Source organism: Paraburkholderia sediminicola, assembly GCF_046027825.1.
GTDB lineage: Bacteria > Pseudomonadota > Gammaproteobacteria > Burkholderiales > Burkholderiaceae > Paraburkholderia > Paraburkholderia sediminicola_D.
The window spans coordinates 25,330-39,731 of record NZ_JAQQDU010000080.1; the positions used below are offsets into that span (position 1 = coordinate 25,330).

The following is a 14,402-nucleotide window of genomic DNA, read 5'->3' on the forward strand; positions in this document are numbered from 1 at the left end:
GTGCTGCTACGACCGCACCACCCCTGAGCGCGGATCAAGTTGCTTCAGTGCCGGTCTGACGATCTTGTTGAACAGCCTCGCATTGATCTGGAACGCCCCAACGCCGCCGTCTCCGCCGCAAACCTGGCAGCCTGGATCCTCTCCCCAGCACACGCGGCAGGCACCCAATGCCGCGGCCAGACTATCGTTGCGCATCCGCAATACCTTCAGCTCGGCGAACATTTTGCGAGCCAGCTGGGCCAGATCACTCACGCCTTCTCGTGCCTCGAGCGGCGGCTCGGACACTTCCTCGCTGTCGACGTCAACCACCTCAGCCGTGGCCAGACGCTGTTGAAGAAGACTCACGACCGGAGCCAACGTAGGGTCAGTGGACGCAAGCGCCGCGAGTTGCGCGGCAGGATCAAGCCCGGCCGTCCCGTCAACACCCAGCCGGGCCAGCAGCGTCTGCATCATCACGTCATTCATCGAGCTCAAGATCGCCCCCTTCCTCCTCGATCAGCTCAATAAGCTCGGCAGCATCGAGTTGATCGTAGAACTCGTCCGCTTCAGTCAACTGCGCGGGCATCGCGCGAGTGCGACGGGGCACGCTTTCTTGCATCAGCGCCATGAGGCGTTCCGCGCGTTGGTCCGGGTTGGCGGGATCGACAGCGAGAACGCCCTCTTGATAAAGGTATTCCGGCAGGCGTCTCGACGGCGCCGCCATCGCCTCGGTTTGACTGAACGCCTTTGAGGCGAGGCTGCCAAGCAAATTGGCGAACGCGCTGACCGGAACCTGCGTGCCAGCGCGGCCAACGGGCACGCTCGCGCTGCCAGCGTTCGGACCCAGCACCATCGACATCAGGGCTTGCATCAGACTGGGTTGGCCTAGCACCTGCACAAGCTGTCCTGCCGCAGGGCTCCCGGGCGGCCCGCCTTGTGGGCGGCTGGGCGGAAGTGGCGCAGTAGCAGTTCCGACAGGCTCATCTGGCCGGGGCGGAGCTGGGGGAGCGCCGTTCGGCCGCGGCGCGACTGGCGGCTGGACTACCTGCAGCGCATCCGTCCCAGGCGGAGCTGGGCGTGGCGCATCCGGTCTGGGCGGAGCCGCGCGTGGCGCATCGGGCCTGGGTAGAGCTGAGTGTGGCGCCTCCGGCCTGGGTGGAGCTGGCGCTGCTGTTCCTGACTGCGCAAGCGCACCGATCGCCTGACCGGCGAGGCCCCCCACCGCCGCCCCAACGGGTCCACCGACGGCGGTGCCTATAGCCGGCAGCGCCACTCGGGCGATGGGAGCCGCAACGCGCGCAACCTGCTGGAGGTCGGAAAGAAACCCCTCGACGTCCGCTGCCTCGACAGGGGTGCGGGCAAAAAGGTCTTCGATCTGCTCGTCAGCTAATGCCCGCAATGGCGGAGCCAGCGATTCTCGAAGACCTGGATAGCGCGTGGGTAGTTCATAAGCGAGTGCAGCCATCAGTGCCCTCAACTATCGAAACAGCCGACACATCGAGTCGGGAGGTAACGAATGCCCGCTCAGGTCAGCCGTACTGAAAAGAGTCGTGTTTTGCACAAAAACAAAATTATTTCAATTCTATTTAATATCATTCTGATTGCAAAGTTTACGATTAAAAATCGAATCATATTTTAATGACTTCCACTCAACCCGCTCCCCAATAGATCCAGAAAACGTTTTAGTCGCTTTACGAAATCGACTTTAACCACCAACTTTTAAAAGGCAAAAGTAGCGTTTTGCCGCATCCAGGATTTTTGAATTTGGATACACTGAAACATGAAGCGGCGATCGGAACGATTTACATGCACCAACATGTATCACCCATGCAGCAAGCATGCTTCGCCAACCGCTAACGCGAGATGTCACCGAGCCACGCCCGGGTGTCTAATTTCAATTGGATTTTCGCTTACAGTTAAGATACACATTTACGCTAGCACTATATTAGGTGCTCAGAAGCGGTTTGAAGCTGAAAAATGTCAGACGGATCAGCCAGCGATCCAGGAAAAATCGGACATTTTTTTAAGCGACTGGCGACATCATCTTGAAGTGGGTGGGCTACGGAAAGAAAATCGCGCCCAATAATATTTTTGATGGATAGAGGGACGCTAGCCATCCACCTGCGGCTCAAGCCTTCTCCTGATCACGTCGATCAACGCACGTACCTTGGACGTCGGATAACGAGTGGGCGGAAACACCGCGTAGATGCCCTTGGGCTTGCCGGCCCAATCAGGCAACAAGCGGACCAGCCGCCCCGCCGCCACGTCGGCTGCAATCGAAAAATCAGTCAGCAATCCGAATCCACCGCCCGCGAGCGTCGCCGCACGTGCTGCATCGGCCGTATTCACCAGCAGAACATTCTCGCACCGTACGCTTTGTCTTGTACCTTTCGCGCGCTGCAGATCGAGCGTGAGTGGATGCGGCAAGACCGACAATGCGACATGAGGCATGGCCGCGAGCGCAGCCGGCGTCTTCGGCTTACCCCACGCATTGATGAATTCCGGGCTCGCGACGATCCATTTGACGAAACCACCGAGCTTCACCGCCCGGTAACCCGAGTCGGCAAGTTGCCCCAGACGGATCGCTACGTCGATACCCTCCGCGATCAGATCCACATAGTGGTCGTTGCAGACCAGTTCGATGTCGAGCTCCGGATACGTTCGGCGCATCTCGACCAGCGCGGGGGCCACCACCAGCGTCCCATAATCGATCGGCGAACTCACGCGCAACGTGCCTCGCAACGGCGCCGATTCCCCCGACACGACCGATAACGCTTCCTCGGCCGCCAGCAAGATCTTGCAACTTGCCTCGTAGAAGGCACGCCCGCTTTCGGTCACGCTGAGCCGCCGCGTGGTTCGGACCAGCAGGCCCGCGCCGATCTCGCGCTCGAGCCGCTGTATGTGCGTGCTGACCATGGTTTTCGTGAGTCCGAGACGCGCTGCGGCCGCGGTAAATGAGCCCGCTTCCACCACTGCAGCAAAAATCGCAAGGCGGTTCAGATTGACATCCCGTAGATCTGCCATTCGCCGATTGTCCATCTTCGATTGATTATGTTTTCTAGCTTAGCAGTCTTCTGCGTTGCGCCGCGAATCGGTACGCTTACTTCATTCCAGTCGACGCTTGTCGGCTTTTCCCGATCCAGGAGCTTGCAATGTCTGCCGCCAAACCCGCCCAGCCGATCCGCCTTCACACCACACTCCGCTCCGGGCACGGACACCGCGTCAAGCTGTTCCTGACCTTACTCGACCTGCCGTTTGAAGTGATCGAACTGGACATGCGTGCCGGCGACAATCGCCGCCCGGAATACCTGAAGCTCAATCCGTTCGGCCAGGTGCCGACGATCGAAGATGGCGATACGGTCCTGTTCGATTCCAATGCGATCCTCGTCTATCTGGCGAAACGTTATGGCGACCCGTCATGGCTGCCGGAAGACGCGCTTGGCGCCGCCGCCGTGCAACGCTGGCTCTCGCTCGCCGCCGGGCAGATCGCTTACGGGCCGTGCGCTGCCCGGCTGGTCACGGTATTCGGCGCGCCACTCAATCTCGACACCGCCCAGAAAATTGCCCTGAAACTGTTCGACGTGCTCGACGCGGAGCTTGCCGACAAAGATTTTGCTGCAGGCGACCGCGTGAGCATTGCCGACATTGCCGCGCATACGTACATCGCGCATGCACCAGAAGGCGGCGTATCGCTCGAGCCGTACCCGAACATCCGGGCATGGCTGCGTCGTGTCGAAGCACTGCCACGCTTCATTGCGATGCCGCAGACCAAAGCCGGACTGATCGCCGCGTAACCTGAACAACGCGCACGCCGTAACCGGCAGAGGCCGATATGTCTCCACTTTCTTCCAGCGCGCCGCGCGGTTGGAACCCCGTCGAGTCGCCCTTTCACGCCGCCGAAATCGTGGCACAGCGACGTGCAGGCGTGAGCGAGGAGGCGGCAGCCGGTAGTCGAGGCATCCGCCGATATATGCCGGATCAGCATCGGCAGTTTTTCTCTGAGCAGCCGTTCATGGTGTTCGGCGGTCTCGACGCAAACGGCCAGCCGTGGGCAAGCTTGCGCGCCGCTCAACCGGGTTTTGTATCGTCCCCTGACGCGCGCACCTTGCGGATCGACGGCGGCGTTTTGCCGGGCGATCCATTGGCTGGCCGCTGGCAGCCCGGAATGATGATCGGTGGCCTGGGACTGCAAGCGCAGACACGCCGACGCAATCGCGTCAACGGCGTCGTGTCGTCGGTAGAGGGCGACACCGTCATGCTCGAGGTCATGCAAAGCTTCGGCAACTGCGCAAAATACATTCAAAGCCGTACGCCGACATTCGTCGCGCGCGGCGAAACCGGCACGCGGACACCCGTCGAGACGGCGACTCAACTCAGCGACGCGGACCGCGCACTACTGGCCAGCGCGGATACTTTCTTTATCGCCAGCGCGAATGTTGGCGAAGAAGCAGGCCCGGCTCGCGGCGCCGATGTGTCACATCGCGGCGGCATGCCGGGTTTCGTGCGCATTGATGACGCCACCACGCTAACAACGCCCGATTTCAGCGGCAATCGCTTCTTCAACACACTGGGCAATCTGCTCCACGATCCGCGCACCGGCTTGCTGTTCGTAGACTTCGCGAGCGGCGACCTGCTGTACGTCGCGGCCCTCGCCGAAATCATCTGGGACGGTCCGGAACTGGCTAACTTCCCCCTGGCGGAGCGCCTCGTACGCTTTCGCATTACCGAAGTGCGGCGCAGCCGCGAGGCGTTACCGTTTCGCTGGTCCGAGGTCACCTATGCGCCGCAGTTCAGGACGCCCGCGTCACTAGCCACTTCACTGCCCGCTCCACCGCTCGAATCACCGTGGAAGAAGCTCAGGATCGCCGCCGTTCACGATGAAACGCCGATGATCCGGTCGTTCTATTTTGAATCGACGGACGGCACGCCGTTGCCGGCGTACGAGCCCGGCCAGTACTTGCCGATCCGCGTGCCGGTCGACGGCCTGGACAAGCCGCTGACGCGCACCTACACGCTGTCCGACGCAAGCAACCGGCAGCAGTACCGGATCACGGTGAAGCGCGACGGAGTCGGCTCCAGCTGGCTTCACGAACGCTTCGCCGCCGGCATGCAGGTCGAAACGATGGCACCGCGCGGCGCATTCACCTACGATTCAGCCAGTCCGCGCCCTGCTGTGTTCATTTCGGCGGGCATCGGCATCACGCCGATGATCACGATGCTGCATCACGCAATTGCAGCCCGTGAGCCGCATAGGCAGCCCAAGCCGCTGTATTTCTTCCATGGCGCGCGCAGCGACGGCGATCGGCCGTTTAGTGCGCACTTGCAGGCACTCGCGTCGCGCCATCCGGCGGTCTCGTTGCACCTGTTCGACAGCGCCGCCGACCCGGCCACTCACGCGCAGTCCGGCACCGTGCCCGGTCGGGTGAGCGTGGCTGAAATCAAGCGCGCCCTGCCGTTCGACGACTACGACTTCTATCTGTGCGGTCCCGAGTCGTTCATGCGCGAGCTGTATGAAGGATTGCGGGCGCTCAACGTCGCTGACAACAGAATCCGCTTCGAGGCGTTTGGACCGGCAACCGTCAAACGCACGCCTGCAATCCCGCTGACGGTGCAGGAAGACGCACAAGGCACGCGGCCCTCAAACGCGCCTGAAAGCGCGCCGGATGGGATCCCCGTGACGTTCGCGCGATCGCACCGCACGGTTCAATGGCGGCCCAAGGACGGCACGCTTCTCGAACTCGCCGAGGCGTGCGGCATCGCCACGCAGTCGAGTTGCCGCTCCGGGATATGCGGCACCTGCTCCACGCGCGTGTTAAACGGCCGCGTCGCTTACGAAGAACCCACAGACGCCACCATCGACGAAGGCCATGCCCTCATCTGCATGGGCCGGCCGGTTGCCGATGACGCAGCCGTGACGGACGGACTGTCGCTAGAACTCTGAATGACGGGCCCGGCATCCTGGCGCAAAATCCGATTACGCATGCTTCAACGCGGGTGAGTTCTGTTTCCGACCGGTAAGGTGAGGCGGATGCCCGGCATTTTCACACCGAATGCCGGTTTTCCCACAGACCGAAAGGTGACGGCTTGCCATGCTGACCACTCAGGCGTGCGGTGGGAGGTTGCCATGTCGGTATATGTCGATGAAGGATTCAGGCCCTGTGTTACGGAATGCGCAACGGTCGCCTTCCGGGTTTGTTTTGACGATCGGGTGCAGGTCTTTGAGGTCAGCGCCGAGGCACTGATGACCTATTGCGGGGCTGCAAGCAAGCGGCGCGAGGATTTGCTCGTCGCGTTCGAAGACTCGCAACTGGAAATATTGAAGGTGGTGGAATGTAAATGGCCGTTTAAACAGACAGAGCCCGTGCGGTTGGGTCTGGACGAATTCCGAATGGTCAGACATTAGGTATGCCAGAATCGCGTCCATGACCTGGATCGCCGCCCTGCCGATGTACAACGTGACGCCCGCGCTCGCTACCGCGTGGAGCGAATGGCTGGACGACGTCTTGCGCAGAGTTTCACCGGCATGCCGGATCGTCGAGCCCGACGAAGAACTGCATGGTTTCTGGCGACGCCCCAACGTCCTGCTCTCGCAAACCTGCGGCTACCCCTTGATGCACGGCCTGAACGAGCAGGTTCAGTTAATCGCCACGCCGCGATTCGATGCGCCGGGCTGCGAAGGCGCGGATTATTCGAGCGTGCTGGTCACGCGGGCGGAGGCCCAGTTCGATTCGCTCGCGGCATGCCGCGGCGCTCGTGCCGCCTACAATCAGGACGATTCGAATAGCGGCATGAATGTGTTTCGCCATGCGGTGGCGCCGCTTGCGCGCGACGGTGCGTTTTTCAGCGCGGTTCTGCGCACCGGTTCACATCTTGGCTCATTGCGAGCGGTAGTCGAGAAGCAGGCGGACGTCGCCGCGATCGACTGCGTGACGTTTGCCTTTATCTGCGATGAATTGCCGGAGCTGGCGCAAAAGGTTCGGCAGATCGGTGTGACGGCGGCATCGCCGGGTTTGCCGTTGATCGCCTCCCACAACGTGCCGGCCGCGACGATCGGGACGCTGCGCAAAGCACTGAACGAAGCGCACCTTGCACAGCCCGAGCGGGCCAAACGCCTGCGTTTGAAGGGCTTTTCGGCGTTGCCGCTCACGGAGTACGAGCGGATCGAGCAACTCGAAAACGAAGCGCGCACCACCGGCTACGCGCGCCTCGCTTGAATCCCGCGGTTAGCCCACATCCAGCACGAGAAGCTGCGCCCCATCGGCGACCTGATCGCCGACCGCATACAGCACTTCCTTAATCGTGCCAGCCGCTGGCGCGCCGATCGTGTGCTCCATCTTCATCGCTTCCATCACGATCAGCGGCGTGCCCTTTTCTACCACCGTGCCTGGTTCGACCAGCACCGCGATCACCTTGCCCGGCATCGGCGCGGTCAAACGGCCTTCGCCGCCTTCAGCGTCCGCGGCATGCGCGAGCAGGTTCTGCCACTCGAACGCCAGCGCTTCGCCCAGGCAGAACACGTGGAACGTATCGCCTTCGATGAAAACGCGCCCTGTTACCCGCGCATCGCCGATCGTCGCGCGGTATTCATGCTGGCCTGTGCCGTTCGACCAAGTGAAGTCCTCGCGCACGCCGTCGTGTTCGAGCGTTTGCGTGGCGCCGTCGCGGGCAAACGTGACCGTGAAAACGCTCTCGCTTTCGTTTCCGCTGCTGCTGTTGTCGATATTGCGCCAGCCGAGCGTCTGCGTATAGCCGCTGTTCAGGCGCCAGTGCGATAGCGCATCCCACGGCGACGCGCCGTGCGCGGTACCGCCCTCGCGCGTCAGCAACGCGGCGCAAGCGAGTGCCAGGGCTTCTTTAAACGGCTTTTTCACCGGCGCGAACAAGAAATCGTGATGACGCTCGATCAAACCCGTATCGAGATCGCCAGTCGCGAACGGTTCGCTCGTGACGATGCGTTGCAGGAACTCGACATTGGTATGCGGACCGACCACTTCACAGGCGCGCAGCGCGCGACTCATACGCGCGAGCGCCTCTTCACGCGTCGCGCCGTGGACGATCAGCTTGGCAATCATCGGATCGTAGAACGGCGTGATGGCGTCGCCTTCGCGCACGCCGCTGTCGATGCGTACCGGCGCTTTGCGGCCCGGCTCACCGATGGAGAATTCGACGCCTTCGGCCATGCGCAGATGCTTGAGCGTGCCCGTGGACGGCAGGAAGCCGCGAGCAGGATGCTCGGCGTAGATACGCGCTTCGATTGCGTGGCCGTCGATTGTCAGTTGCTCTTGCGTGAGCGGCAGCGGTTCGTCCCCAGCGACGCGCAATTGCCATTCCACCAGATCCTGCCCCGTCACCATTTCCGTGACCGGATGCTCGACCTGCAGGCGCGTGTTCATCTCCATGAAGTAGAAGTCGCCCGTGCCGGTCATGATGAACTCAACCGTACCCGCACCGACATAATTCACCGCACGTGCGGCGGCCACGGCCGCTTCGCCCATCTCGCGCTTGATTTCCGCAGACAACCCCGGCGCCGGCGCTTCTTCCAGCACCTTCTGGTGACGCCGCTGCACCGAACAGTCGCGGTCGAACAGATACACCGCGCCGCCGTGACGGTCCGCGAACACCTGCACTTCCACGTGACGCGGCCGCGTCAGATACTTTTCGATCAGCACGCGATCGTTGCCGAAACTGCTGGCCGCTTCGCGTTTGCACGATGCCAATGCCGCCGCGAAGTCTTCCGTGCGCTCCACGACACGCATGCCTTTGCCACCGCCCCCCGCGCTCGCCTTCAGCAGGACCGGATAACCGATCGCATCGGCTTCGCGATGCAGCAACTGCGGATCCTGATCGTCGCCGTGATAACCCGGCACGAGCGGCACGGCGGCTGCATGCATCAATGCCTTCGCGGCCGCCTTCGAGCCCATCGCGGCAATCGCTTCAACCGGCGGTCCGATGAAGACGATGCCGGCCGCTTCGCAGGCATGCGCGAAGTCTTCGTTTTCCGACAGGAAGCCGTAGCCCGGATGCACCGCTTGTGCGCCGGTCGCACGCGCGGCTTCGATAATGCGCTCGACGCGCAGATAGCTTTCCGCCGCGGTCGATCCGCCGATATGCACCGCCTCGTCACAGGCGGCCACGTGCTTCGCGTTAGCGTCCGCGTCGGAATACACGGCCACGCTCGCGATACCTAGCCGCTTGCAGGTCGCGGCGACGCGGCACGCAATCTCGCCACGGTTGGCAATCAGGATCTTGTTGAACATGAGGTGTCTCGGTGAAGTGTCCCGCTCGGGGCTGTGTTGTTCTGGTGAAGCTTGGGCAGCGCTTTGGATTGGCTCGCTTGCCTGCGCTTCAGGTGCGTTTCAATGGCCTTTCAATCGCGCCAGGACGGTGTGCGCTTTTCGAGGAACGACGCGACACCTTCACGGCCCTCCTCACCGGCTCGCGTGCGCGCGATACGCGCCGCCGTGTCTTCGATCATGGCCTCGTTCAACTCGTGACCGGCGATGTCCTGCACCAGTTGCTTGCAGGCACGCACCGCTTGCGGACCGTTTGCGCAGAGCGTTTCAGCAATCTGCTGCACGGTAGCGTCGAGTTGCTCCGCGCTGACCGCTTCACTAACAAGGCCCAGGCGAAACGCCGTCGCACAATCGAACTGCTCGGCGGTCGTGAAGTAGCGCCGCGACGCCTGCTCGCCCAACGCACGGATCACATACGGCGCGATCGTCGCCGGGATCAGACCGAGACGCGCTTCCGAGAGGCAAAACCGCGCGCTTTCCACCGCAACGACGATATCGCACGCCGAGATCAAACCCATGCCGCCCGCGTACGCGTCGCCGTTCACGCGCGCGATCACCGGCTTGTTGCAGCGATAGATCGACGACAGCATGTTCGCGAGCAGCATCGCGTCGGCGCGGTTCTCGTCGTCCGAGTAGCCGGCCATCTTCTTCATCCAGTTCAGGTCGGCACCTGCGCAGAACGCCTTGCCGTTCGCGGCGAGCACCACCGCGCGCACGTCGTCGCGCGCGTTCAACGCAGTGAAAGCCGAAGTCACTTCGGCGATCATTGTTTCGTTGAACGCGTTGCGCACGTCCGGCCGATTCAGCGTGACTGTGGCGATCTGACCAGCGAAAGCAAGATTCAGCGTTTCGTATTGCATCGTTGCAGCTCCTCTCTCGTAGCCCGCCGTCACATTCTGAACACGCCGAAACGCGTGTCTTCGATCGGCGCGTTCATCGTCGCCGAGAGGCCAAGACCGAGCACGTCGCGCGTTTGCGCCGGGTCGATCACGCCGTCGTCCCACAGCCGCGCGCTCGCGTAATACGGGTGGCCCTGGTGCTCGTACTGATCGCGGATCGGCTGCTTGAACGCCTCTTCCTCCTCGGCGCTCCACGAACCGCCCTTGCCTTCGATGCCGTCGCGCTTGACCGTGGCCAGCACCGACGCCGCCTGCTCGCCGCCCATCACCGAAATGCGCGCGTTCGGCCACATCCACAGGAAGCGCGGCGAATACGCGCGGCCGCACATGCCGTAGTTGCCGGCCCCAAACGACCCGCCGATGATCACCGTGAACTTCGGCACCTTCGCCGTCGCCACGGCCGTCACCATCTTCGCGCCGTTACGCGCGATGCCTTCGTTTTCGTACTTGCGGCCCACCATGAAACCCGTGATGTTCTGCAGGAACACCAGCGGAATCTTGCGCTGGCAGCACAGTTCGATGAAGTGCGCGCCCTTGAGCGCCGACTCCGAAAACAGGATGCCGTTGTTCGCGATGATGCCGACCGGATGTCCCCATATATGCGCGAAGCCACAGACGAGCGTGGTGCCGTAGCGGGCCTTGAATTCGTCGAAAGCGGAATCGTCGACGATACGCGCGATCACCTCGCGAATATCGAACGGCTTGCGCGTATCGACCGGAATCACGCCGTACATGCTCTTCACGTCATAGCGCGGCGGCTTCGGTTCCTGCAACGCCACCGGCACCTGCTTCGTGCGATTCAGATTGCCGACGATGCCGCGCGCAATGCCCAACGCATGCGCGTCGTTCTGCGCGAGATGATCGACCACGCCCGACAGACGCGTATGCACGTCGCCGCCGCCGAGGTCTTCCGCGCTCACCACTTCACCGGTTGCGGCTTTGACGAGCGGCGGGCCGCCCAGGAAAATCGTTCCCTGATTTTTGACGATGATCGACTCATCGCTCATGGCCGGCACATACGCGCCGCCTGCCGTGCACGAGCCCATCACGACGGCGATTTGCGGAATGCCTGCTGCGGACAGATTCGCCTGATTAAAGAAGATGCGGCCGAAGTGATCGCGATCGGGGAACACGTCGTCCTGATTCGGCAGATTCGCGCCGCCCGAGTCGACGAGGTAGACGCACGGCAAATGATTCTCGGCAGCGATTTCCTGCGCCCGCACGTGCTTTTTGACGGTGACCGGATAGTAAGTGCCGCCCTTGACCGTCGCGTCGTTGCAGACGATCACGCACTCCTGCCCCGCGATGCGGCCAATGCCCGTGATCACGCCTGCGCCCGGCGCGTCGTTGTGGTACATGCCATAGGCTGCGAGTTGCGAGAACTCGAGAAACGGCGTGCCCGGATCGAGCAGTTTTTCGATGCGCTCGCGCGGCAGCAGTTTGCCGCGGCCCGTGTGTTTGTCTCGCGCCGCTTGCCCGCCGCCCAGCGCGAGTTTCTCGATCTTCGCGCGAAGATCGGCGACCAGCGCTTCGAGCGCCGCCGCATTGGTGCGGAAGTCGTCCGAGCGCGGATTCAGCTTTGATTCGATGATCGGCATTGCTTGGCTTCTCCTGTTCGCCGCTTCTTGTAGGCCTGCGGTGACGCGCTGCGCTGGATCGAGCTCGGTAGTGGGCTGCAGCGTGCAGTGATTCCACCTTGAACCCGCATTGACCCAGCATTAATCCGGCATGAATCCATCCATTAATTCGTTAGGCAGCGCGACGCGCAGTGCTGTGACTCAAGCCGTTTCGGCGAATAGCTCGCGGCCAATCAACATGCGACGGATTTCGCTCGTGCCGGCGCCGATTTCATAGAGCTTCGCATCGCGCCACAGACGGCCGACCGGATACTCGTTGATATAGCCATTGCCGCCGAGAATCTGGATCGCCTCGCCTGCCATCCACGTCGCTTTTTCAGCGGTATAGAGAATCACGCCCGCGCAGTCTTTACGCACCAGGCGAATATGTCCGTTGCCGAGCGTATCGAGTTGCCGGCCCACTGCGTAGAGATACGCGCGGCACGCTTGCAGCGTGGTGTACAGATCGGCGACTTTGCCTTGAATCAGCTGGAATTCGCCGATCGCCTGGCCGAACTGCTTGCGATCGTGGATATACGGCACGACTGCGTCCATGACCGCGACCATGATGCCGGTCGGGCCGCCGGCGAGCACGGCGCGTTCGTAATCGAGACCGCTCATCAGCACCTTCACGCCGCCGTTCAGTTGACCGAGGATATTTTCTTCCGGCACTTCCACGTTATCGAACACCAGCTCACCGGTGTGCGACCCACGCATGCCGAGCTTGTCGAGCTTTTGCGCGACCGAGAAACCCTTCATACCCTTCTCCACGATAAACGCGGTAATGCCCCGCGAATTCGCTTCGAGATCGGTTTTGGCATAAACGACGAGCGTGTCGCAATCCGGGCCGTTGGTGATCCACATTTTCGTGCCGTTCAGCACATAGTGATCGCCCTTCTTGTCCGCGCGCAGCTTCATGCTGACGACGTCCGAGCCCGCGTTCGGCTCGCTCATGGCGAGTGCGCCGATGTGTTCGCCGGAGACCAGCTTGGGCAGATACATTTCCTTCTGCGCTGCCGTGCCATTGCGATGAATCTGGTTGACGCACAGATTCGAGTGCGCGCCGTACGAGAGACCGACCGAAGCCGAGGCGCGCGAGATTTCCTCCATCGCGATCATGTGCGCCGTGTAGCCCATGTTCGCGCCACCGTATTCCTCCGAGACCGTCATGCCGAGCACGCCCAGGTCGCCGAATTTGCGCCACAGGTCCATGGGGAACTGATCCGTGCGATCAATTTCCGCGGCGCGCGGGGCGATTTCTTTGGCAGCGAATCCGGCGATGCTGTCACGCAGCATTTCGATTTCTTCGCCGAGCGGGAATTGCAAACCGGGCAGGTTGCTCATTGCTGTGTCTCCAGAGTTCGTTGGCGGCCGGGCAGCCTGGGTGGGCACCGGCTTGTCTGAGTGCGGCTCAGCGGACGGCGGCGGCTTTGTGGGCCACCCTCATCACCCTGCACGAGGCGCGAAACGTTCAAGCCGCATTTCACGCCAGATTTACGTAAGCGTCAAGTGGTATTTTTGAGTATCACTCATAAACTAGTTGGCATGCGTCTGGAGCCGCTATACAGTGATGGGATCGACGTCACCGAGGCTATTGGCCTCACAAAACTGAACTGGACTCATATGACGGTTGCTCTGAAGGCTGAGTTACCTGCCTCGCGCCGGCAGCCGGCCGGGCGCAAGTCGCAGCAGCGCGTGAAAGAGATCTTGCAGGCGGGTCGCGACGTGTTCTCGGAGAAGGGGTATGAGCGCGCGACGACGGCTGAGATTGCGCAGCGCCTGTGCATTTCCGAGGCGACTGTATTCAGTTATTTTCGCGGCAAGCGCGAGTTATGCGCGCGGGTGATTGGCGACTGGTACGACGAGATCATTGATGCGATCGAGTCCGGATTGCCGCGTGACGGCAATGTACGGCAGCAGTTTGCTTTTATTGTGCGCACGCATTTGCGGTTGATGCTGGTCAATGGCACGGACCTGTGTGCTTTGGTGTTGTCGGAGGGGCGGGCTCGGCATCATGAGTTGAGTGAGGCGCTGACCGAGTTGCAGCGGCGGTATACGGCGCCGTTGATGCGGGTGCTGGCGCAAGGCCAGGAGACTGGGCAGATTCGGGCTGATATGCCATTGAGGTTGTTGCGGTCGATGGTGTTTGGGCCGATGGAACATGTATTGTGGGACGCCACGCTGGCGAACCGGCATATAGATATTGACGCTACTGCTGATCAGTTGATCGACGTGTTGTGGGCGGCTTTGACGCCGCCGGATGTGGCGGTGAGTGCTTTGCAGCAGTTCAGGGCCGAGGTGGCTGAGGCGAATCGGCGGTTTGAAGAGGCGGCTCGGGCGCCTGGCGGTGAGTAGTGGTTTTGGTTTTTTTGCCTGCGGGGGGCTTTTTGCCTGTATGCCTACGGCGTTGAGGTTTGCCTGGCTTGTTTGCCTGCGCGGCGCTTGTTCGTCTGTGTGTCTATGGCGTTGGCCTTTCCTTGATCTGTTTGCCTGCTTGGCGCTTGTTTCTGTGCGCCTGCGGCGTTGGCCTTTCCTTGATTTGTTAGTGGTCTATTAGCGTCGCCCCTGTGCGGGGCAGGCACCTACTTTTCTTTGCCGGCCGCAAAGAGAAGTAG

12 protein-coding genes are annotated in these 14,402 nt (G+C 61.7%); 5 read left to right on the forward strand and 7 right to left on the reverse strand.

Annotated elements, in window-relative coordinates:
- Positions 1-6: 6 nt before the first annotated feature.
- The 3 genes from PQQ96_RS31990 to PQQ96_RS32000 all read right to left on the reverse strand — a co-directional run bounded on the left by PQQ96_RS31990 (position 7) and on the right by PQQ96_RS32000 (position 3,003).
- Complete coding sequence (locus PQQ96_RS31990) at positions 7-465, reverse strand: hypothetical protein (protein WP_408299966.1); 459 nt, start codon at positions 463-465, stop codon at positions 7-9.
- Positions 458-838, reverse strand: coding sequence for a hypothetical protein (locus PQQ96_RS31995; RefSeq protein WP_408299968.1), 381 nt, complete (start codon positions 836-838; stop codon positions 458-460). The genes PQQ96_RS31990 and PQQ96_RS31995 overlap by 8 nt, the downstream gene beginning before the upstream one ends.
- A 1,250-nt stretch (positions 839-2,088) precedes the next feature.
- Complete coding sequence (locus PQQ96_RS32000; protein ID WP_408299969.1) at positions 2,089-3,003, reverse strand: LysR family transcriptional regulator; 915 nt, start codon at positions 3,001-3,003, stop codon at positions 2,089-2,091.
- Positions 3,004-3,131: 128 nt separating this feature from the next.
- On the opposite strand from PQQ96_RS32000, the gene PQQ96_RS32005 reads away from it, so the two are divergent.
- The 4 genes from PQQ96_RS32005 to PQQ96_RS32020 all read left to right on the forward strand — a co-directional run bounded on the left by PQQ96_RS32005 (position 3,132) and on the right by PQQ96_RS32020 (position 7,193).
- Positions 3,132-3,773, forward strand: coding sequence for a glutathione S-transferase family protein (locus PQQ96_RS32005; RefSeq protein WP_408299971.1), 642 nt, complete (start codon positions 3,132-3,134; stop codon positions 3,771-3,773).
- A 38-nt stretch (positions 3,774-3,811) separates the two neighbouring features.
- Positions 3,812-5,920: a 2Fe-2S iron-sulfur cluster-binding protein gene (locus tag PQQ96_RS32010; RefSeq protein ID WP_408299973.1), complete on the forward strand. Its 2,109-nt coding sequence runs from the start codon at positions 3,812-3,814 to the stop codon at positions 5,918-5,920.
- A 183-nt stretch (positions 5,921-6,103) separates the two neighbouring features.
- On the forward strand, positions 6,104-6,382 hold the full coding sequence (locus PQQ96_RS32015) for a hypothetical protein (RefSeq protein ID WP_408299985.1): 279 nt from the start codon (positions 6,104-6,106) through the stop codon (positions 6,380-6,382).
- Between the two features lie 19 nt (positions 6,383-6,401).
- Positions 6,402-7,193 carry a phosphate/phosphite/phosphonate ABC transporter substrate-binding protein gene (locus PQQ96_RS32020; protein WP_408299975.1) on the forward strand — a complete coding sequence of 264 codons (792 nt, stop codon included), beginning with the start codon at positions 6,402-6,404 and terminating at the stop codon, positions 7,191-7,193.
- A 9-nt stretch (positions 7,194-7,202) separates the two neighbouring features.
- Here PQQ96_RS32020 and PQQ96_RS32025 read toward each other — a convergent pair whose 3' ends face one another.
- The 4 genes from PQQ96_RS32025 to PQQ96_RS32040 form a co-directional block, all read right to left on the reverse strand.
- Positions 7,203-9,236 (reverse strand): acetyl/propionyl/methylcrotonyl-CoA carboxylase subunit alpha, encoded by a 2,034-nt coding sequence (locus PQQ96_RS32025; RefSeq protein ID WP_408299977.1) that lies wholly within the window; start codon positions 9,234-9,236, stop codon positions 7,203-7,205.
- Positions 9,237-9,346: 110 nt separating this feature from the next.
- On the reverse strand, positions 9,347-10,132 hold the full coding sequence (locus PQQ96_RS32030) for an enoyl-CoA hydratase/isomerase family protein (RefSeq protein WP_408299979.1): 786 nt from the start codon (positions 10,130-10,132) through the stop codon (positions 9,347-9,349).
- 29 nt (positions 10,133-10,161) lie between these two features.
- Positions 10,162-11,769 (reverse strand): carboxyl transferase domain-containing protein, encoded by a 1,608-nt coding sequence (locus PQQ96_RS32035; protein ID WP_408299981.1) that lies wholly within the window; start codon positions 11,767-11,769, stop codon positions 10,162-10,164.
- Positions 11,770-11,949: 180 nt separating this feature from the next.
- The gene (locus PQQ96_RS32040) at positions 11,950-13,131 is read right to left on the reverse strand and encodes an isovaleryl-CoA dehydrogenase (protein WP_408299983.1); all 1,182 of its coding nucleotides are present in this window, start codon (positions 13,129-13,131) and stop codon (positions 11,950-11,952) included.
- 279 nt (positions 13,132-13,410) lie between these two features.
- Here PQQ96_RS32040 and PQQ96_RS32045 point away from each other — a divergent pair, with 279 nt between their 5' ends.
- The gene (locus PQQ96_RS32045) at positions 13,411-14,142 is read left to right on the forward strand and encodes a TetR/AcrR family transcriptional regulator (RefSeq protein ID WP_408299987.1); all 732 of its coding nucleotides are present in this window, start codon (positions 13,411-13,413) and stop codon (positions 14,140-14,142) included.
- Positions 14,143-14,402: the final 260 nt, after the last annotated feature.